The organism is Amycolatopsis sp. NPDC004378 (assembly GCF_053602455.1).
In genome coordinates this window covers 96,540-115,531 of the sequence record NZ_JBSGDR010000007.1, presented here as the reverse complement: position 1 = coordinate 115,531, position 18,992 = coordinate 96,540, and the positions used below count along the sequence as shown (strand labels likewise).

Below are 18,992 nucleotides of genomic sequence, written 5' to 3'. Positions count from 1 at the left end.
CTTAGCTATCGGAGGCACCGATGACCACCCGAGTTCTGATCTCCGGCGCGAGCATCGCCGGACCCGCGCTCGCCTACTGGCTGCGGCGGTCCGGGTACGCCGTGACCGTCGTGGAGAAGGCGCCGGAGCTGCGCGCGAGCGGCTACCCGATCGACATCCGCGGCACCGCCCTCGAGGCCGTGCGGCGGATGGGGATCCTGCCCGCCCTGCGGGACCTGCACATCTCGACCCGCCGGCTGACCTTCCTCGACGTCGACGGCAGCGAAGTGGCGTCGCTGGGCCCCGAAGAGGTCGCCGGCGGAGTCGAAGGCCAGGACGTCGAGATCCGCCGCGGCGACCTCACACGGACGCTCTACGACCTGGTGCGCGACGACGTCGCCTTCCGGTTCGGCGAGAGCGTGGAAACCCTGGCGCAGCACGAAGGCGGCGTCGACGTCACCTTCCGCGGCGGCCGGCAGGAGACCTACGACCTGGTGTTCGGCGCGGACGGCCTGCACTCGCACACCCGCGGCCTGGTCTTCGGCGACGAGCGGCAGTTCCACCACTACCTCGGCTACTGCTTCGCCGGGTTCACCCTGCCGAACGACTTCGGGCTCCACCGCGAAGGGCTCGTGTGGAGCACGCCCGGCAAGGGTGCGGCGCTCTACGCGGTGCGCGACAGCCCGGAGATCCACGGGTTCCTGGTCTTCGCCCGCCCGGACGCGCCGATCGAGGCGTTCCGGAACCCCGAGGCACAACGCGACCTCGTCGCGCGCACGTTCGCGGGCGAGGGCTGGGAAATCCCGCGCCTGGTCGAGGCGATGACCGTGGCCGACGACCTCTTCTTCGACGTCGTCAGCCAGATCCACCTGCCACAGTGGACGAACGGCCGGGTCGCCTTGGTCGGCGACGCCGCGTACGCGCCTTCGTTCCTGACCGGACAGGGCACCAGCCTCGCTCTCGTCGGCGCCTACATGCTGGGCCACGCCCTGGCCACCGTCCCGGACCACACGGCGGCCTTCGCGGCCTACGAAACCGGCGTGCGGGACTTCGTCGAACGCAACCAGGCCACCGTCGGCGAAGGCCGGGCCACGTTGTTCCCCACCACGGCGGAAGCCCTCGCCCAGCGCAACTCCGCGCTCCGGCAGCGCGCCGCGGCGCCCTCGGCCAAGCCACGCCCCGAGCACTCGGCGCTGACGCTACCGTTGACCGCGTGACTTTCGGACGAGTGCTGGTGATCGGTCTCGACCCGGCCAAGCTCGAGGGCTGGGACCCCGAGCCGGTCCAAGCGGCGGTGGCACGCGGCCGGGCCCGGTTCGACGGCCACGGCATCGACGCGGACTACTGCCTGCTGACCGTCGACGAGCACCCCGAAGCGGATGTCGTCGAAGCCTTGCGGGGCAACGACTACGCCTGCGTCGTGATCGGCGGCGGCATCCGCGCGCACGAACCGCTGCTCGGGCTCTTCGAACGGGTCGTCAACGACGTCCGGCGGTACGCGCCGAACGCGGCGATCGCGTTCAACACCAGCCCCGAGGACTGCGCCGACGCGGCCCTGCGGTGGTTGCGCTAGGTCCTGGCGGCGGCCCACGGCATGAGCTTTTCGGCGAGCGCCCGGCTGTACGGGCGGACCAGCGTCTGCAGTTCGACACAGGCGGACTCGCCGATCTGGGCGTAGGGCGTGACGCTGTTTTCGTCGGTCGCCTTCTCGATTTCCGCGCGGCGGGCGGCGCCGGCGGGCGTGAACGCCGGGTCGGCGTCGCCGGTGAGCCAGTCCCGCTCGCGCAGGCCGCTGACGGCCCGGTTCCAGTCGTCTTCCGACCAGGACCGCGAAGTGCGCAGGGTTTCGGCGGGGACGGCCCCGGAGGCGGCGTGGGTGACGAGGGCTTCGATCCCGCTCAAGCCGGCCGTCAGCAGGGCGGCGACGTGCGCGTCACCGCGGTACTCCCGGAGCAGGGTCTGCGCGTGCCACAGGACCAGGTGGGGCTCGGCCGGCCACGGCAAGGCGGCGTGGGCGGCGAAGAGGGGACGGCCGGTGACGTCTTCGACGACCGTCTCCGCGGCCTCCCGGAGGAGCGCGGCGGCGCGGCGCATCTCGGGCGAGGTGACCGCGTCGCCGAGGATGCCGCGCAGGGCCTGGTCGGCCGCGGCGTAGCGGGCCTCGAGGACGGCGGCGGGTTCGGTCGCGGACCAGGCCGCGGCGATCGACTCCCCGACGAGGGCGGGGTTGAAGTTGTAGAAGGTCGCCACGACCACGGACGCCGAAACGGCACCGAGGGCGGCCGACCGGGAGGCGAAGTACCCGGCACGGCCGGTGACCCCGAGTTCCCGGTACGCGGCGGCGGCTTCCGGGGCGAAGTAGATCATCCCGTGGTACGGCTCGAGGTAGCGCCAGGTCCGGCGCGCCACTGCGATCACGGCGTCAACATACCATCCGGTCGGTACGGCGTGGATGATCCGGCAATGCCTTGACGGGCAAGGATCTTCGGGACGCCACGGAGCGATGAGCAGCCCGGACCCGGACGCGCCGGCCGCCGAACGGCTCGACACCGCTTCGACCGGCTGGAAGAGCGGCTCAGCCCGGACTACGCGGGCGTCCCCCTCCCCTGGCTGCACGTAGTCCCGAAAACGCCGTACAAGGCCACCTTCGGCGCTATACGGTGAGCCCATGCACGTGACGCCCCCTGTCGCCCGCCCGGCTGCCGCGCCCGTGTGGTGGCAGGTGATCGGCCCCGGGTTCGCCGCGCTGATCGGGTTGTTCCTGCTGACCGTGATCTACCGGTTCGACGGCATGTCGGAGATCCAGCGTGCGCTGCACCTGTCCACCCACAGCCTGCTCCTGGGCGGGTTGGTCGCCTACCTCGCCGGGATGGCGCTCACGCTGCCCGCAGGGCTCCTGCTCGGCGCCCGCTTCCCCACCGCGGTGACCCTCCCCGCGCTCGGGTTCCTGCTGGTCGGCGTCCTGCTGGCCGCCTTCGCCGACGGCGGCGGCCTCCTGGCGGCCGGCCGCGTCTTCGCCGGACTCGGCACGGGCGCGGCCGCCGGCGCGACGGTCGCCCTGATCCTGAAGGTCCGCGAAAAGCGCGGCCTCATCGCCGGGGTGCTCGGCGCGCTGGCGGTGCTCGCCTTGGTGCTCGCGCCGGTCATCGGCCAGCTGGTCTCCGAGGCGATGGGGTTCCGGGTGATCCAGATGATCGCGGTGCTGTTCGTGCTCATCGCCCTCGTCGTCGCGGGCGTCCTCGGCATCGTCCGGCTCACCTCGGCCAAGCGCCCGGTCCCGTACGGCATGCCCTACCCGCCGGCCTGACCCGGGTCAGGCCGGCGGCAGCACCGGGTCCCGCCGGAGCTCCGCCTTCGCGATCGACCGCAGGTGGACCTCGTCCGGGCCGTCGAACAGCCGCATCGCGCGGTGCCACGCGTACATCGCCGCCAGCGGGGTCACGTCCGTGACGCCCGCGCCGCCGTGGACCTGGATCGCGCGGTCGATCACGCGGGTCGCCGCGCGGGGCACCGCCACCTTCGCCATCGCGACCAGGTCGCGGGCGGCCTTGTTGCCCGAGACGTCGATGACGTGACTCGCCCGCCGGCACAGCATCCGCGCCTGCTCGATCTCCAGCCGGGACTCGGCGATCTGCTGCTGCACCACACCCTGATCGGCCAGCGGACCGCCGAAGGCGACGCGGTCCCGCGCCCGCGAAACCATGAGCGCCAGCGCGCGTTCGGCCGCGCCGAGGGCACGCATGCAGTGGTGGATCCGGCCGGGCCCGAGGCGGGCCTGCGCGGCCGCGAACCCGCCGCCCTCTTCGCCGATCACGTTCTCCACCGGCACGCGGACGTCGTCGAAGCGGACTTCGGCGTGGCCGTGCCGGTCGTGGTGGCCGAACACCGGGAGGTCCCGCACGACCGTGACGCCGGGGGTGTCGCGCGGGACGAGCACCATCGTCTGCTGCCGGTGCGTCGCGGCTTCGGGGTCGGTCTTGCCCATCACGATGAAGAACGCGCACCGCGGGTCCATCGCCCCGCTGGTCCACCACTTGCGGCCGGTGATCACGTAGGTCTCGCCGTCGCGCACGATGCGGGTGGCGATGTTCGTGGCGTCGCTGCTGGCGACGTCCGGCTCGGTCATCGCGAACGCGGACCGGATCTCCCCCGCCAGCAACGGCGCGAGCCAGTCCCGCTTCTGCGCTTCACTGCCGAGCAGGTGCAGCAGCTCCATGTTCCCGGTGTCGGGCGCCTGGCCGTTGATGGCTTCGGGCGCCAGGTCGAGGCTCCAGCCCGACAGCTCCGCGATCGCCGCGTACTCCAGCTGCGTCAGCCCGGATTCGGCCGGGAAGAACAGGTTCCACAGCTCCTGGGCGCGCGCCTCCGTCTTCAGCCGCTCGACGACCGGCGGGACGACGTGGTCGTCCGGGCCCGCGGCGCGGCGGTGCGCCAGGTACTCGGCCTCCGCCGGGAGGACCCGGTCCCGCACGAACGCCAGCATCCGCTCCTGCAGCTCGCGGGCGCGCGGCGACGGGGCGGGAAGATCGTAATCGAACACGCGTCACTCCTGAACAGGACCGGGCAATGGGCCGGACCGACCGTACGCGCTCGTCGAGGTGCTCGTCCGGCCCCGCCGCGGTGCGGCTGCCTCACGTCATGAGCTCGCGTCGTGCGACGCTTGGCTTCCGGGTCGAGGCGGCCCAGGTCGCGACGAAACGCCGAAGTTCCACTGACTGGAGAGCACGACATGACAGGACCGTTGACGGGGCTGCGCGTGGTCGAACTGGCCGGCATCGGCCCGGCCCCGCACGCGGCCATGGTCCTCGCCGACCTCGGCGCGGACGTCGTCCGGATCGAACGCCCCCGGGGCACCCTCGACCTGACCGGCGGCCGGCCCGACCACCTGCTGCGGGGCCGGCGCTCGGTGGCCGCGGACCTCAAGTCCGACGACGGACGCGCCTTGACGCGCCGCCTGATCGCCAAGGCCGACGTGCTGCTCGAAGGCTTCCGGCCGGGCGTCGCCGAACGGCTCGGCGTCGGCCCGGACGCGTGCCGGGAGCTGAACCCGCGGCTCGTCTACGCGCGGATGACCGGCTGGGGTCAGGAGGGGCCGCTGGCCCAGCGGGCCGGCCACGACCTCAACTACATCGGCCTCACCGGAGCGCTGCACGCCATCGGCCGCGCCGGCGAGCGCCCGGTGCCGCCGCTGAACCTGGTCGGCGACTTCGGCGGCGGCTCGATGTTCCTCCTCACCGGCATCCTCGCCGCCCTGTGGGAGCGCGAACGCTCGGGCGAAGGCCAGGTCGTCGACGCGGCGATGGTCGACGGCACCAGCGTCCTGCTGCAGATGCTGTGGACCATGCGCGGGCAGGGCACGTGGTCGGACGACCGCGGCGCGAACCTCCTCGACGGCGGCGCCCCGTTCTACGACACCTACACCTGCGCGGACGGCCGCTGGGTGGCGGTCGGCGCGATCGAACCGCAGTTCTACCGCGCCCTCCTCGACGGCCTCGGCCTCGACCCGGCCACGCTCCCCGGCCAGCTCGACCGCGCCGGCTGGCCGCGGCTGCGCGACCGCATCGCCGGCGTCTTCCGCACCCGCCCCCGCGACGAATGGGCCGAGGTCTTCGCCGGCACGGACGCCTGCGTGACGCCGGTGCTGGCCCCCGAAGAGGTGCCCGCCCACCCGCACCTGGCCCACCGGGAAACGATCATCGAGGTCGACGGCGTCCCGCAGGCCGCGCCGGCACCGCGCTTCTCCCGCACGGCCACGGCCCGTCCGGCCTCCCCGCCCCGGCCGGGCGCGGACACCGACGCCGTCATCGCCGGCTGGGAGGCCTGAGGGCAGCAGTGCGCGCGTTTGGTGCTCCGTTCGCCGGGTAGCCGTGGAGCTGATGGCGCACCGCGACCGGAAGGAGCCGTCATGCCCGCACGGACCGCGGATGGCCCGGCTTTGCTGCCCGAGACCGAAGAACTCGCCACGGGCAAGAACTTCGCCGCCGTCACGACGGTGCTGCCGAGCGGACGGCTGCAGACCCAGATGGTCTGGGTGCACGTCGAAGACGGCGAACTGGTGCTCAACACCGAGGCCCACCGGGCGAAGAGCCGCAACGTCGCCCGCGACCCGCGGATCACGGTGCTCATCCGCGACGAACAGGACCCGTACCGCTACGCGGAGGTCCGCGGCAGGGTGACCGGCGTCGAGAACGGCGAACGCGCGCGCCGCCAGGTCGACGAACTGGCCCGCAAGTACACCGGCGGCGACTACCCGCCCGAGGCGATCAAGTCCGAGCGCGTGATCCTGCGCGTCACGCCCGAACGGCAGACCTTCATCGACCAGAACAACGGCGTGGCCGACTGACGAACCGAGGAGCCCGACATGGTCGACGTGACCCGTACCTTCACCGTGGCCACCGCGCCGCGGGAGACCTTGGACTACCTCAAGGACTTCGCCAACGCCAAGGAGTGGGACCCCGGCACGCAGTCCTGTGAACGGCTCGACGGCGGGCCGGTCGCCGTCGGGTCGCGCTGGCGCAACGTGTCGAAGATCGCCGGCATCGAGACGGAGCTGACCTACGAGCTGACCCGGCTCGAGCCCGGCCGGGTGGTGTTCGTCGGCCGCAACGACACGGCGACGTCCACCGACGACATCAGCCTGACCGCGGACGGCGAGGCCACCAAGCTCACCTACCACGCCACGATCGAGTTCCACGGCGCGGCGCGGCTCGCCGCACCGCTGGCCAAGGCCGTGTTCGAGAAGGTCGGCGCCGACACGGAGAAGAGCCTCACCCGGATCCTCGGCGCCACGTCCTAGCCGCGGGATGAACTCGTAGCGAGGGGACGCGCGTCACTCCTACGAACATGTTCGTTGCGAACATGTTCGTCGCCAGCTATGGTGAACGAACATGTTCGTCATCGACCACCTCCACGCCGAGTGGGCGGCAAGGCCCGATCTTCACCGCGCTCGGCCCCGGCCTGCGTCGCCGATGACGAACGGCTCGACCCGCAGCTGCGCACGTGAACCCCTTCGCGCACACCGAAAAGGACCGGACCATGACCACCCACCACCCGATCGCCATCATCGGCGGGGGCCTCGGCGGGCTGACCGCCGCGCGCGTCCTGCACGTCCACGGGATCCCCGCGACCGTCTTCGAGCTCGAACCCGGCCGTGACGCCCGCGTGCAGGGCGGCATGCTCGACATCCACGAGTACAACGGCCAGCGCGCGATCCGCGCCGGCGAGCTGTGGGACGAGTTCGCCGGCATCATCCACCCGGGCGGCGAGGCCACCCGCGTCCTGGACTCCCGGGGCACCGTGCTGTTCGACGAGCACGACGACGGCGAGCTCCAGCGCCCCGAGGTCGACCGCGGCCAGCTGCGCGACATCCTCATCGACTCGCTTCCCGCAGGCACCATCCGGTGGGGGCGGCGGGTCGTCGACGTCGCCGCCGGAGAAGGCCGCTGGACGGTCCGCTTCGACGACGGCGAGACGATCACCACCGACCTGCTCATCGGCGCCGACGGCGCGTGGTCACGCGTGCGCCGCGTGCTGACCGACGCCTGGCCCGCCTACACCGGCATTTCCTTCGTCGAGGCCGACCTGCACGACGCCGCCACCCGGCACCCCGCCGAGGCCGAAGCCATGGGCGCCGGCGCGCTGTTCGCCCTCCACGGCGAAACCGGCATCCTCGGCCACCTCGAAACCGACGGCAGCCTGCACGTCTACCTCGGCCTGCGCGTGCCCGAGGACTGGATCGACACGGTCGACTGGGACGACGCCGAAGCCGCCAAGCGGGAGATGCTGGCCCGCCTCGAAGGCTGGGACGACGCGCTGCGCGGGATGATCGCCCACGCCGATACCGGCCTGACCCCGCGGCGCATCAACGCCCTGCCCGTCGGTGTCTCCTGGGACCGCGTCCCCGGCGTGACCCTGCTCGGCGACGCCGCCCACCTCATGTCCCCGTTCGCCGGCGAAGGCGCGAACCTGGCGATGTACGACGGAATGGCGCTGGCGCTGGCCATCGCCGATCACCCCGGCGACACCGAGGCGGCGCTGCTCGCCTACGAAACCGAACTGTTCCCCCGCTCCGCGGAATCCGCCGGCGAATCCGCGCGGAGCCTGGAGATCCTCTTCCGCGAGGACTCCCCTCAGGGACTGCTCGACATGTTCGCCTCCTTCGCCGCCGAAACCCGGTAGCGGCTGAATCGCCCGCCCACGGCACGAGGACAGCCGAGCAGCTCACCCCGAGCGAATCGGAAGGTCGCCGGATTCGGCGAACTCGAGCCGTTTCGCGACGGAAACGGCTTGGTCCGCGAACCGTTCGTAAAACCTCGCCAGGAGCGCCAGGCTGGTGGCGGCCTGCACGCCGTGCGGCCATTCGTCCTTGGTGATCCGGCGCAGCACGTCGGCGTGCAGCGCGTCGACGACGTGATCGGTTTCGTCCAGCTCGTCGAACGCGCCGGCCGCGTCACCGGAAATCCGGTCCGCGAGCTGGTCGGCCATCCGCGCGGCGGTGGCACTCATGTCGGCGAACACGGGGTGCAGCTCGGCCGGGACGGCGCGGCCGGGATGGGTGAAGCGCGTGGTGTCGGCGATGTGCGCGGCGAGGTCCCCCATGCGCTCGAACTTCTCCGCGCAGTAGATCACGGCCAGGACGGTGCGCAGATCCCCGGCGACGGGCGCCTGCAGCGCCAGCAGCGAATGGGCGTGCGACTCGCATTCGACCCGCGCCCGGTCCAGGTCGTCGTCGGCACCGAGGACCCGCTCGGCCAGCGCGAGGTCGGCGGTCAGCAGGGCGGTGCTGGCCCGGCGCATGGATTCCGCCGCCAGCCGGCACATCCGCGTCAGCTCTTCGCCGAGTTCAGCCAATTCACCGTGGAATTTCTCGCGCATCCGGACAGTATAGGACCGATTCCCCGGCACCATCGCCGCGTATGTTCGCCGCTTTTCCGAACAATTCGCCGTCGCGACGCGCAATGACCATTCAATCGAGTGCGCCGGGCCGCCCGAACTCAGCAGAAGCCCGCGCGCACCTTCTCCCGGCCCACCCCCGACCCGTACTCGGCCGGCTGGCAGGTGGTTTCCAGCACCGACATCCACAGGTCGCCGTCGGGGTCGACCTGGTTGCGGCGGCTCGTCATCAGGGACAGCGGGACGTGCACGAAGCGGCGCCGCCAGCGGGCGACCGCCGCTTCCGTGTGGCCGGCCATCGCCGCGTGGACCGCGGCGTGGGCCAGCCGCAGGCAGTAGACGCTGTCGTAGGCGTTGGCGGCGATGCTGCGGACCGCGTAGCTCGGGTCGATGTACCGCATCGTGGGCACCAGCCCGGCCGCGGTCAGGTGCACCGTGATGCGCTCCTTGAGCAGCTCCCCGATGTTGCCGAGCTTGACGTTGCCCGAGGCGTCGGTGCCGCGGCCGTTGTGCTGCGGCAGGCCGTGCTCCTCGACGAGGTCCTGGCCCGCGCCCTCGGCGAGGACGATCACCACGTGGCCCTTGGCCCGCACGTGCTGCTCGATGTGGGCCAGCAGGCCGTCCGCTCCCCCGAGGGCGAACGGGATCTCGGGGATCAGGACGATGTCCGCGGCGGCCGCGGCCAACGCCGCATAGGCGGCGATGAACCCCGAGTGCCGCCCCATCAGCTTCACGATCCCGACGCCGTTCGGGCTCGCCGCGGCTTCGACGGAGACCGCCGAGATGAAGTCGGTGGCCCGCGCGAACGCGCTCTGGAACCCGAACGACTGGTCGGTGAAGGGCAGGTCGTTGTCGATCGTCTTCGGCACCCCGATGACCGCGATGTCGAGCCCGCGCGCCCGGATCGCCTCGCCCAGGAAGGTCGCGGCGCGCATCCCGCCGTCGCCGCCGATGACGAACAGGATGTCGACGCCGCGCGCGACGAGGGTGTCGACCATCTCGCCGGCGTCCTGGCCGCCGCGAGAGCTGCCCAGGATGGTGCCACCGGCGTTGTGGATGTCGCGGACGCCCTCGGGTGTCAGCTCGACGGTGTCGTACCGGTTCTCCGCGGTCAGCCCCCGGAGGCCGTTCCGGAAGCCCAGCACCCGCTTCACCCGGTAGTGCACGGAAAGTTCCTGGACGAGCCCGCGGATGACGTTGTTGAGACCGGGGCACAGGCCGCCGCAGGTGACGACGCCGGCGGTCACGTTCGCGGGGTCGAAGTAGATCTTCCGGCGCGGTCCGGCGGCTTCGAAGCTCGGCACCAGGCCCGCCGGGAGACCGTGCCCGGCCAGCATGGACACGGTGTCCTCGAGCAGGACGCGGTCGCCCTCCGCCACGTAGTGCGGCGAAGTCTCCTTGGTGGAGAGCGCCGCGGAGAACGGCGAATCGAAGCGGCACTCGCCGAGGCGGCGAACGCGGAGGTCGTCGAGGTGCAGCGTCACCGGATCTCCTCAGTCGAACGTCGTGTGCGTGATGTGCCGGACCTGACCCCGGGAGATCAGCAGCGACTCGGCGACCGTCGTGCCGCCGCCGCGGCGCGGCCGGCCGAGCAGTGGCCCGCCGTTGACCCCGGTGGCGACGAAGAACGCTTCGCCGGACACGAGCTCGTCACAGTCGTAGATGCGGTCGAGGGACAGGCCGGCCGCGCGGAGGGCGTCGGCCTCCTCGTCGCGCTGCGGGGCCAGGCGGCCCAGCATGCCGCCGCCCAGCGCCCGGACCGCCGCCGCGGTCAGCACCCCTTCCGGCGTGCCGCCGACGCCGAGGAGCAGGTCGACGTCGAGGGTCGGCAGCAGCACCGCGAGACTCCCGCCGACGTCGCCACCCGCCGGCGTCTGCACCGAGGCGCCCGCCCGCAGCACGCGGTCGATCAGCTCCTTGTGGCGCGGCTTGTCCATGATCATGACGCGCAGGTCGCCGACCTGCTTGCCGAGCGCCTTGGCGACCCGCTCCAGCGTCCGCTCGGGCGGGTCGTCGAGGTCGATGACGTCCCTCGCCCGCGGCGGCACCACGATCTTGTCCATGTAGAACCCCGGGCCGGGCGACCACAGGGTGCCGGATTCGCCGAACGCGATCGTGGCCAGTGAACCCGGCAGGTCCCGCGCGCAGAACGACGTCCCTTCCAGGGGGTCGACGGCGATGTCGAAGTCCGGCCCGTACCCGGTGCCGACCACTTCGCCGTTGAACAGCATCGGGGCGTCGTCCTTTTCGCCCTCCCCGATGACCACGGTCCCCCGTCCCGGCGCTCCGGCCAGCGCCGCGCGCATGGCCGCGGTCGCCGCCGCGTCCGCGGCCTTCTGGTCGTCGCGGCCCACCCAGGCGTGGCTGGCCACCGCGGCGCTGCGCGTAGCGGCCAGCGCGACCGCTTCCAACGTGCTGATATCGGTGGCCGGCATCGGCGCTCCTCGGGGCAGAAGGGGTGTCGGGACGGGGGAATCCGCGGTGGTCACTCGAGGTTCGCGTGCAGGCGCCACAGCTCGCGGGCCTGGCTGCCGCCGGTCTTCCACAGCGTGTGGAACAGGGCGTCGGTGATCAGCAGGACGGACTGTTCGAACAGGCTGCCGGCGTACTGGACGGAGGCGGTCCCGTCGAAGTCCTGCTTGTCCGCGGCCGGGACGACGAGCACCTCGGTCGCGATCTCCGCCAGCGGTGATCCGGGCGCTGTCGTCAGGGCGATCACGTCCGCGCCCTGGTCGCGGGCCGTCTGCGCGGCCCGCACCACCCGGCCCGTCGTCCCCGAGCCCGAGGCTGCGACGAGGACGTCCCCCGCGCCGATCGCCGGCGCGGTCACCTCGCCGACGACGTGGGTGGGCAGCCCGAGGTGCATGAACCGCATCGCGGCCATCTGCAGCGCGAGCCCGCTGCGCCCGGTGCCGACGGTGAACACCTTCGGCGCGCCGAGCAGCAGTTCCCCGGCCCGCACCCAGGCCTCGGACCGGACCCCGGCCCGGACCCGGTCGACCTCGCCCACGACCGCGCGTGTCGCGTCCGAGAACAGACCGGCGTCGAGCTCCTTCTCGATCGACTTCGTCACCGCGACTTCCTCTCGCTGCGCCGGGCCGCTTCGACCACGGCCTCGGTGGTGATCCCGAACTCGCTGAACAGGGTCTTGAAGTCCGCCGAAGCACCGAAGTGCTCCAGCGACACGATTTCGCCCGCGTCGCCGGCGAACCGGTGCCACGGCTGGGCCACGCCCGCTTCGACGACCACCCGGGCCCGCACCGACGGCGGCAGCACCCGGTCCCGGTACGTCCGGTCCTGCCGGTCGAACCACTCGACGCACGGCATCGACACCACGCGGGTGGCGATGCCCTCGGCTTCGAGGACCGTCCGGGCCGCCACCGCCAGCTGGACCTCGGAGCCGGTGCCGATCAGCACCACCTCCGGGCGGCCCGACGAAGCCTCGGCGAGCACGTAACCGCCGCGGGAAACACCTTCGGCGGACGTGCCTTCCAGCGTCGGCACGTTCTGGCGGGTCAGCGCCAGCCCGGCCGGGCCGCCGGTGTCCTCCAGCACGGCCTTCCAGGCGTGCGCGGTCTCGTTCGCGTCCGCCGGGCGGACCACGGACAGGCCCGGGATCGCCCGCAGCGACGCCAGCTGCTCGACCGGCTGGTGGGTCGGGCCGTCCTCGCCGAGACCGATCGAGTCGTGCGTCCAGACGTAGACGACCGGCAGCCGCATCAGCGCGGCCAAGCGCACCGCCGGGCGCATGTAGTCGCTGAAGATGAGGAACGTGCCGCCGTACGGGCGGGTCCCGCCGTGCAGCGCGATCCCGTTGAGGATCGAGCCCATCGCGTGCTCGCGGATGCCGAAGTGCAGCGTCCGGCCGTACGGCTGGGCCGTCCAGGCGCCGGTCGAGATCGCGGCCGGGCCGAAGGAGTCCGCGCCCTCGATCGTGGTGTTGTTGCTCTCTGCCAGGTCCGCCGACCCGCCCCAGAGCTCGGGCAGCACCGGGCCCAGCGCGGCGAGCACCGCGGCCGACGCCTTGCGCGTCGCGACGCCCTTGCCGTCCGGCTCCCACTTCGGCAGGTTGCCGGCGAAGCCCGCCGGCAGCTCGCGTTCGGCGAGCCGGTCCAGCAGTGCCTTGCGCTCCGGGTTCGCCCGCGCCCAGGCGTCGAACTCGAGCTGCCACTTTTCGTGGTCGGCCCGGCCGCGCTCGGCGGCCTCGCGGGTGTGCCGCAGGACCTCGTCCTCGACCTGGAAGCTGCGTTCCGGGTCGAACCCGACGGCCCGCTTGACCCCGGCGAGCTCCTCGGCACCCAGCGCGGCGCCGTGCGCCTTGCCGGAGTTCATCTTCGTCGGCGCCGGGAAGCCGATCACCGTGCGGAGCACGATCAGCGTCGGGCGGGCGGTCTCGGCCTTGGCCTGCTCGACCGCGTCCAGGAACCCCGCGACGTCCTCACCGCCGTGGACCGTGAGGACCTGCCACCCGTAGGCTTCGTACCGCTTGGCGGTGTCTTCGGACAGCGCGATGCGGGTGTCGTCTTCGATGGAGATCTCGTTGCTGTCGTAGACCACCGTGAGGTTGCCGAGCTGCTGGGTGCCGGCCAACGACGAGGCCTCCGACGTGACGCCCTCTTCGATGTCGCCGTCGGAGGCGATCACGTAGACGTGGTGGTCGAACACGCTCTTGCCCGGTTCGGCGTCCGGGTCGAAGAGGCCGCGCTCGCGGCGGGCGGCCATCGCCATCCCGACCGCGTTCGCCAGGCCCTGCCCGAGCGGGCCGGTCGTGGTCTCCACGCCCGTGGTGTGCCCGTACTCGGGGTGGCCCGGCGTCCGCGAATCCCACGTGCGCAACGCCTTCAGGTCCGCCAGCTCCAAGCCGTACCCCGCGAGGAACAGCTGGATGTACAGCGTGAGGCTCGAATGCCCGGCCGAGAGCACGAACCGGTCGCGCCCGAGCCACCGCGCGTCACCCGGGTCGTGCCGCATGACCCGCTGGAACAACGCGTAGGCGACGGGTGCGAGGCTCATCGCGGTGCCGGGGTGGCCGTTCCCGCAGTGCTCGACCGCGTCCGCGGCCAGCACCCGGGCGGTGTCGACCGCACGCTGGTCCACATCGGACCAGTCTTCGGGAAGCCGCCGGGTGGTCAGGCGGACGATCTCGTCGGCGGAGTGGTTCGGTGCCATGGACACGCGCTCCTCGGGTGGTTTCGGTCAGCGGGTCGCGTGCTTCTTGAGTTCGGCCGCGGCCGCACCCGGGTCGGTGGCGTTGTAGATCGCACCACCCGCGACCGCCACGACGGCACCGGCGTCCCGCACCGAGCCGATCGTGCCGGCCTTCACGCCCCCGGCGATCGAAAACGGCACCCCCGCGAGACGGCCGTCCTCCAGCAGCTGCTCGATCGAGTAACCCGGACGCGCCTGCTCGTCCAGTCCCGCGTGGATCTCCACAAAGGACACTCCGAGCTTGGCGACCTCGCGGATCCGGGCCACCCGGCCGTCGACGACGCCGATCATGTCCGCCACGACCTGCTTGCCGTACTTGCGGCCGGCCGCGACCGCGCCGCGGACGGTGTCGTCGTCGACCGACCCCATCACCGTCACCAGGTCGGCACCGGCCTCGAAGGCCAGCGCGGCTTCGAGTTCCCCGGCGTCGGCGGTCTTGAGGTCGGCGAAGACCAGCTTGTCCGGGTGCGCGGCCTTGATCGCGGTCACCGCCGCGATCCCCGCCGACTTCACCAACGGCGTGCCCAGCTCCAGGATGTCCACGTGCTCGGACACCTGGTGGGCCAGGGTCAACGCCGAAGGAAGGTCCAGGACGTCCAACGCCACCTGCAACTGCACGGCACTCTCCTCATCGGTACGGGGAATTGCGAAGTCCCCCCAACCATCGCCCGGCCTCGCGAGCCGCGGCAATACACCGGCACATGCGAAACGGCAATCCCCCGATACACAGCGCCGATAACCGCGCACCGGCCGAGGCTCCTACGCTCGAAACGTGACGAACCAGCCGTTGATCGCCCCGTCCATCCTCTCCGCCGACTTCGCCCGGCTCGCCGAGGAAGTCGCCGCCGTGCAGGGAAACCGCGGCGCGGACTGGCTGCACGTGGACGTCATGGACGCGCACTTCGTGCCGAACCTGACCCTGGGCCTGCCGGTCGTGCGCTCACTGCTGGCGACCACCGACCTGCCGGTGGACTGCCACCTGATGATCGAGAAGCCGGACCACTGGGCGATCGGCTACGCGGAAGCGGGTTCCTACAACGTCACCGTGCACGTCGAGGCCGCCGAAGACCCGGTCATGCTCGCGAAGAACCTGCGGGCCGCGGGTGCGAAGGCGGGGCTGGCCATCAAGCCGGGCACGCCGCTGGCGCCCTACCTCGACGTGCTCAAGCACTACGACACCCTGCTGGTGATGTCGGTGGAACCCGGGTTCGGCGGGCAGAAGTTCATCGCCGACGTCCTCGGGAAGGTGCGTGAGGCCCGCCGGCTCGTCGATACCGGCCACCTGAACCTGGTGGTGGAGATCGACGGCGGCATCAACGCCGGCACGATCGAGCAGGCGGCCGAGGCCGGCGTCGACTGCTTCGTCGCCGGTTCGGCCGTCTACGCGGCCACGGATCCGGCGCAGGCCGTGGAAGGCCTGCGCCGGCAGGTGGAAGCCCTGTGCCGCTGACTCACACCCCGAGCATGCGCCGCAGATCCGGGGCGTGGCGCCGGGAAACGGGCACGAACTCGTGGGCCCGGGAGTCCATGATCAGGAACAGCTCCCCCTTGATGCCCCGCTCGATCTCCGCCACCCGGCGCAGGTTGACCAGGAACCGCCGGTGCACCCGGCGGAACCCGTAGGACGTCAGCGATCGTTCGACGTTGTCCAGGCCGCGGGTCGCCGCCTGGATCCGGCCGCGTTCGGTGACGAGCCAGACGATGTTCCGGTCGGCCTCGGCGTAGCGGATCTCCGACGGGGCCAGCAGGACGAGCCGGTCGTTGCGCATCCCGATGACGCACCGCGGCAGCGGGCCGACCGCGTCGTCGGAATTCCCTTCGTAGGGCTCGCCTTCCTGCACGCCGAACGCGCACAGCATGCCCACCACGTGGTTCGAGTCGACGACCGACCGCATGGTCAGCGACGTGGGCTCTTCGCCCGGGCACACCGGCAGGCGCGCGTAGCCGCTCCACTCCGCGCTGCCCTGCGCCCGTTCCTTGGCCCACCGCAGCACTTCCGGCAGACCGGCGATGTCCGGGGTCCAGCGCTCGGCGGGCTCCGTCGCGCCCGCGACGATCGGGGTTTCGCCGGCCAGGCCGAGCATCGCGACGGCCGCCTCGTTCGCGGCGATCACGTTCCCGCCGCGGTCCATCGCCATGAACGAGCCGCTGGCCTGCAGGCACTTCCGGGTGAATTCGGCGATCACCTTGTCGGCTTCGTAGATGGCCCGCCGGTAGATCTCCTGCTCCACGCACGCGACCGCTTTCGTCAGCCACGGCGGTACGAGCTTGGACAACGACGCGTTCCAGCGCGAGATGTTGATCGAGGCGACCGGCGAGCCGGTCACGACGTCGCGGATGGAGATACCCGCGCACGCCCACTGGTGGAACGCTTCGCACCAGTGTTCCGGGCCGGTCACGGTCACCGGGCCGGACACCTCGAGCGACGTGCCCATCCCGTTCGTGCCGGTGCACTCCTCCGACCACGACGACCAGGGCGCGAGGTTGTGCAGCTCGGCGCGCCGCTGCGCGGCCGGATCGCCCCACGCGCCCAGGACGCGCCCGTCGCCGTCCGTCACGGTGACGACGGCGCCGTCGCGTTCGACTTCCCGGCCGGCCAGTGCGCCCAGGCCGCCGAGCGCGGTGAAGATGACGCCGTTGTCGATCCGCTGGGCCTCGTCGCCCCGGGCGCCCGGCGCGACGTCGAGTGTCCGGTCGACGTCGTAGCGATCCCGGCACCGGTACCACGACGCCAGGATCTCGGGCCGGACGCCGGTTTCGACGTCTTCACCCGCGGCGAAGTTCTCCCACGCGCGAGCCACTTCCTTCGCCGACGAGGTGGCCACCAGGGAGCCGCCGGGCGCGCGGTCACGTCCACCGGGCCGGCTCGGTGCGATCACCAGCGGCGGCACTCTCCCGGTCATCGCGACCTCCTTGTCGCCGGGTGCGCCGGGGGCTTTCCGTCACCGCCGGGCACTGAAAGTCGTCACAAAGTAACTCGCTGCGGCAACGCTTTTCAAGACATGTTCACGTCGTTCGGCCGCATCGCTGTAGAACTACCCGATCGGACAGGTAGCCCGGCAGCACCACCGTTCCGGTTTACCAGCAAGGGCGTTCGCCCGCGCCACCCGACCGCTGGTGGGCGCCCGGGCGCCGCCGGTCCTCGCTTCACGACCGTTCGTCAGGTGTCCGCCGACCGTCATCCCACTCTCCTTGCCCTCGGTCCGGCCCGGGTTTTAGCTTGCGACGAAGGCGAATCACCACGTCCCGCCCCACGGACCAAAGGCGGTCTCCCATGCCCCAGGTACACCGGCTCGACCCGGGCTCCCGCGGCCGCGGCGAGGCGACCGTGTACCAGGCGTGGGAGCGCTTCGCGCGCGGCGAGGACGACCTCCGCGGCGTCCGGCCCGAGATCGCGATCTCCTGGCACCGGTGCCGGGACCAGTACGGGGTCGACCCGGGCCTGACCGCGGCCCCGGCGGCGGTCGCGGAGGTCGGCCACGCACTGGAGCACGACGTCGTGTTCGCCGAACTCGGCTTCCGCGCCGCCTCCCTGGCGCGCGAGGTCGGCACCCACGGCGGCATCGTGACCCTCACCGACGGCACCGGCCGGGTGCTCGCCCAGTGGGGCGACCAGGCCACCAGCGCCGTCGCCGCCGAAGCCAACCTCGCCCGGTGGTTCTGCTGGGCCGAAGGCGCCACCGGGACGAACGGCATGGGCACCGCGCTCATGTCCTACGCCCCCGTGCTGATCCGCGGCGCCGAGCACTGGTGCCAGGCCTTCCACGACTGGACCTGCGCCGGCGTGGCGGTCCGGGACGTCGTGACCCGGGAACCGGTCGCGGTGCTCAACATCTCGTGCTGGCGCGGCGACCTCCCCGCGACCGTGGGGGCCTGGCTCGGCAACGCCGCCACGATGACGCAGCGCATCCTGCGCCGGCGCGCCAAGGACGACGGCGCCGAGCTGATGGCCGCCTTCAACCACGCCCGGTCGGGCACGAGCGCGCCGCTCGCGGCCGTCGACGCCGCGGGCCGGGTCGTGCTCGCCGACGACACGGCGGGCGTCCTCCTGGGCATCCCGGGCTCCACGCCGGCCCCCGATCCCGCGGTGCGGTGGAAACCGGAACTGCCGGAGTTCATCCGGGCCGCCAAGTACGCCGCCGGGCAGGCGACCCGCAACCACGACTGGTCCGGCTCGACCCAGATCCTCACGCGCCTGGCCAACGAACCGACGTCGATCAGCTTCCGGCCGGTGTTCCTGACCGGGCACCTGGTCGGCAACGTCGTCACGTTCGGCGTCTCCGAAGGCGATCCGCTGCCCCGGGCGAGCGAGGACTCGCCGCTGCGCACGCAGCCGCACCGGATGGTCGCGACGCGCGAGAACCGCATGGTCCTGTTGCGGCTGCCCGAAGTCTCCTTCGCGCAGTCCGACGGCAACGACGTGTGGCTGTCCACCGACCAGGGCCTGCTGCGCTCGGCCTCGCCGGGTCTCGACCGGCTCGAAACCGAGCTGACCGACGCCGGGTTCCTCCGGGTCCACCGCCAGTACGTGGTGAACCTCAGCCGGATCCGGGAGGTCGAGCGCCGGAACAGGAGCGAGCTGGTCCTGGTCATGGACGACCCGGACCAGACGATGGTGCCGGTCTCCCGGCGGAACACGCCGACCGTGCGCCGGGCGCTGGAGATCTGACCCCGGCCCGTCAGCCACGGTACTGGTGCACCTCGCAGACGCAGTACATCAGCCGGCATTCGAAGCACGCGGGCTTGCCCACGCACGTGATGCAGGGCCCGCACGCGACCGGTTCCGTGTGCCGCGCGACTTCGTCGGGCCCGTAGCGTTCCCCGCAGTACAGGCACGGCAGGCGCTCCTGCGGCGGTGCGGACGGCTGGTTCATCGCCTCACCTTTCTCCTCGCCGGTGGCGGAAAGCACCGA

Annotated in this window: 19 protein-coding genes; 9 read left to right on the top strand and 10 right to left on the bottom strand. The window is 72.1% G+C overall.

What is annotated here, in order from left to right:
* Positions 1-20 precede the first annotated feature (20 nt).
* Positions 21-1,196 (top strand): FAD-dependent monooxygenase, encoded by a 1,176-nt coding sequence (locus ACWEN0_RS22330; RefSeq protein WP_451976520.1) that lies wholly within the window; start codon positions 21-23, stop codon positions 1,194-1,196.
* Complete coding sequence (locus tag ACWEN0_RS22325) at positions 1,193-1,552, top strand: hypothetical protein (RefSeq protein WP_451976518.1); 360 nt, start codon at positions 1,193-1,195, stop codon at positions 1,550-1,552. The genes ACWEN0_RS22330 and ACWEN0_RS22325 overlap by 4 nt, the downstream gene beginning before the upstream one ends.
* Here ACWEN0_RS22325 and ACWEN0_RS22320 read toward each other — a convergent pair.
* On the bottom strand, positions 1,549-2,397 hold the full coding sequence (locus ACWEN0_RS22320; protein ID WP_451976514.1) for an SCO6745 family protein: 849 nt from the start codon (positions 2,395-2,397) through the stop codon (positions 1,549-1,551). The genes ACWEN0_RS22325 and ACWEN0_RS22320 overlap by 4 nt on opposite strands.
* 250 nt (positions 2,398-2,647) lie before the next feature.
* On the opposite strand from ACWEN0_RS22320, the gene ACWEN0_RS22315 reads away from it, so the two are divergent.
* Positions 2,648-3,286, top strand: coding sequence for an MFS transporter (locus tag ACWEN0_RS22315; RefSeq protein WP_451976511.1), 639 nt, complete (start codon positions 2,648-2,650; stop codon positions 3,284-3,286).
* 6 nt (positions 3,287-3,292) lie between these two features.
* Here ACWEN0_RS22315 and ACWEN0_RS22310 read toward each other — a convergent pair whose 3' ends face one another.
* Positions 3,293-4,519, bottom strand: a complete 1,227-nt coding sequence (locus tag ACWEN0_RS22310; RefSeq protein ID WP_451976508.1) for an acyl-CoA dehydrogenase family protein — start codon at positions 4,517-4,519, stop codon at positions 3,293-3,295.
* 189 nt (positions 4,520-4,708) lie between these two features.
* On the opposite strand from ACWEN0_RS22310, the gene ACWEN0_RS22305 reads away from it, so the two are divergent.
* From ACWEN0_RS22305 to ACWEN0_RS22290, 4 genes are all read left to right on the top strand, one after another.
* The gene (locus ACWEN0_RS22305) at positions 4,709-5,803 is read left to right on the top strand and encodes a CaiB/BaiF CoA transferase family protein (protein ID WP_451976505.1); all 1,095 of its coding nucleotides are present in this window, start codon (positions 4,709-4,711) and stop codon (positions 5,801-5,803) included.
* Between the two features lie 81 nt (positions 5,804-5,884).
* Positions 5,885-6,322: a PPOX class F420-dependent oxidoreductase gene (locus ACWEN0_RS22300; protein WP_451976502.1), complete on the top strand. Its 438-nt coding sequence runs from the start codon at positions 5,885-5,887 to the stop codon at positions 6,320-6,322.
* A gap of 18 nt (positions 6,323-6,340) precedes the next feature.
* Complete coding sequence (locus ACWEN0_RS22295; RefSeq protein WP_451976499.1) at positions 6,341-6,775, top strand: SRPBCC family protein; 435 nt, start codon at positions 6,341-6,343, stop codon at positions 6,773-6,775.
* Positions 6,776-7,014: 239 nt separating this feature from the next.
* On the top strand, positions 7,015-8,157 hold the full coding sequence (locus ACWEN0_RS22290) for an FAD-dependent oxidoreductase (RefSeq protein ID WP_451976496.1): 1,143 nt from the start codon (positions 7,015-7,017) through the stop codon (positions 8,155-8,157).
* A 42-nt stretch (positions 8,158-8,199) separates the two neighbouring features.
* On the opposite strand, the gene phoU is transcribed toward ACWEN0_RS22290, so the two are convergent.
* The 6 genes from phoU to hxlA form a co-directional block, all read right to left on the bottom strand.
* A complete protein-coding gene (phoU, locus tag ACWEN0_RS22285; protein ID WP_451976494.1) occupies positions 8,200-8,853 on the bottom strand; it encodes a phosphate signaling complex protein PhoU in 654 nt (217 codons plus the stop codon).
* A gap of 119 nt (positions 8,854-8,972) precedes the next feature.
* Entirely contained in the window at positions 8,973-10,355 is a 1,383-nt protein-coding gene (locus tag ACWEN0_RS22280; RefSeq protein ID WP_451976491.1) for an ATP-dependent 6-phosphofructokinase, read from the bottom strand.
* A 9-nt stretch (positions 10,356-10,364) separates the two neighbouring features.
* On the bottom strand, positions 10,365-11,306 hold the full coding sequence (locus ACWEN0_RS22275; RefSeq protein WP_451976488.1) for a fructose-bisphosphatase class II family protein: 942 nt from the start codon (positions 11,304-11,306) through the stop codon (positions 10,365-10,367).
* Between the two features lie 50 nt (positions 11,307-11,356).
* Positions 11,357-11,944: a 6-phospho-3-hexuloisomerase gene (gene hxlB, locus ACWEN0_RS22270; RefSeq protein ID WP_451976485.1), complete on the bottom strand. Its 588-nt coding sequence runs from the start codon at positions 11,942-11,944 to the stop codon at positions 11,357-11,359.
* A complete protein-coding gene (gene tkt, locus ACWEN0_RS22265; protein WP_451976482.1) occupies positions 11,941-14,040 on the bottom strand; it encodes a transketolase in 2,100 nt (699 codons plus the stop codon). Before tkt ends, hxlB begins: the two co-directional genes overlap by 4 nt.
* 27 nt (positions 14,041-14,067) lie before the next feature.
* Entirely contained in the window at positions 14,068-14,697 is a 630-nt protein-coding gene (hxlA, locus tag ACWEN0_RS22260) for a 3-hexulose-6-phosphate synthase (protein WP_451976479.1), read from the bottom strand.
* Positions 14,698-14,866: 169 nt separating this feature from the next.
* Here hxlA and rpe point away from each other — a divergent pair, with 169 nt between their 5' ends.
* Positions 14,867-15,529, top strand: a complete 663-nt coding sequence (rpe, locus tag ACWEN0_RS22255; RefSeq protein WP_451977130.1) for a ribulose-phosphate 3-epimerase — start codon at positions 14,867-14,869, stop codon at positions 15,527-15,529.
* A gap of 1 nt (position 15,530) precedes the next feature.
* Here rpe and ACWEN0_RS22250 read toward each other — a convergent pair whose 3' ends face one another.
* Positions 15,531-16,982 (bottom strand): LytTR family transcriptional regulator DNA-binding domain-containing protein, encoded by a 1,452-nt coding sequence (locus tag ACWEN0_RS22250; RefSeq protein WP_451976476.1) that lies wholly within the window; start codon positions 16,980-16,982, stop codon positions 15,531-15,533.
* A gap of 371 nt (positions 16,983-17,353) precedes the next feature.
* Between ACWEN0_RS22250 and ACWEN0_RS22245 the strand changes: the two genes are divergently transcribed.
* Positions 17,354-18,748 (top strand): LytTR family transcriptional regulator DNA-binding domain-containing protein, encoded by a 1,395-nt coding sequence (locus ACWEN0_RS22245; protein WP_451976473.1) that lies wholly within the window; start codon positions 17,354-17,356, stop codon positions 18,746-18,748.
* A gap of 10 nt (positions 18,749-18,758) precedes the next feature.
* Here ACWEN0_RS22245 and ACWEN0_RS22240 read toward each other — a convergent pair whose 3' ends face one another.
* Positions 18,759-18,953 carry a recombination activating protein 1 gene (locus ACWEN0_RS22240; RefSeq protein WP_451976470.1) on the bottom strand — a complete coding sequence of 65 codons (195 nt, stop codon included), beginning with the start codon at positions 18,951-18,953 and terminating at the stop codon, positions 18,759-18,761.
* Positions 18,954-18,992: the final 39 nt, after the last annotated feature.

Bases quoted from the DNA above. Each gene is read 5' to 3' on its own strand.
- ACWEN0_RS22330 (WP_451976520.1), top strand. From the start codon at position 21: ATGACCACCCGAGTTCTGATCTCCGGCGCGAGCATCGCCGGACCCGCG.
- ACWEN0_RS22315 (WP_451976511.1), top strand. From the start codon at position 2,648: ATGCACGTGACGCCCCCTGTCGCCCGCCCGGCTGCCGCGCCCGTGTGG.
- ACWEN0_RS22305 (WP_451976505.1), top strand. From the start codon at position 4,709: ATGACAGGACCGTTGACGGGGCTGCGCGTGGTCGAACTGGCCGGCATC.
- ACWEN0_RS22300 (WP_451976502.1), top strand. From the start codon at position 5,885: ATGCCCGCACGGACCGCGGATGGCCCGGCTTTGCTGCCCGAGACCGAA.
- ACWEN0_RS22295 (WP_451976499.1), top strand. From the start codon at position 6,341: ATGGTCGACGTGACCCGTACCTTCACCGTGGCCACCGCGCCGCGGGAG.
- ACWEN0_RS22290 (WP_451976496.1), top strand. From the start codon at position 7,015: ATGACCACCCACCACCCGATCGCCATCATCGGCGGGGGCCTCGGCGGG.
- phoU (WP_451976494.1), bottom strand. From the start codon at position 8,853: ATGCGCGAGAAATTCCACGGTGAATTGGCTGAACTCGGCGAAGAGCTG.
- ACWEN0_RS22275 (WP_451976488.1), bottom strand. From the start codon at position 11,306: ATGCCGGCCACCGATATCAGCACGTTGGAAGCGGTCGCGCTGGCCGCT.
- tkt (WP_451976482.1), bottom strand. From the start codon at position 14,040: ATGGCACCGAACCACTCCGCCGACGAGATCGTCCGCCTGACCACCCGG.
- ACWEN0_RS22250 (WP_451976476.1), bottom strand. From the start codon at position 16,982: ATGACCGGGAGAGTGCCGCCGCTGGTGATCGCACCGAGCCGGCCCGGT.
- ACWEN0_RS22245 (WP_451976473.1), top strand. From the start codon at position 17,354: ATGCCCCAGGTACACCGGCTCGACCCGGGCTCCCGCGGCCGCGGCGAG.
- ACWEN0_RS22240 (WP_451976470.1), bottom strand. From the start codon at position 18,953: ATGAACCAGCCGTCCGCACCGCCGCAGGAGCGCCTGCCGTGCCTGTAC.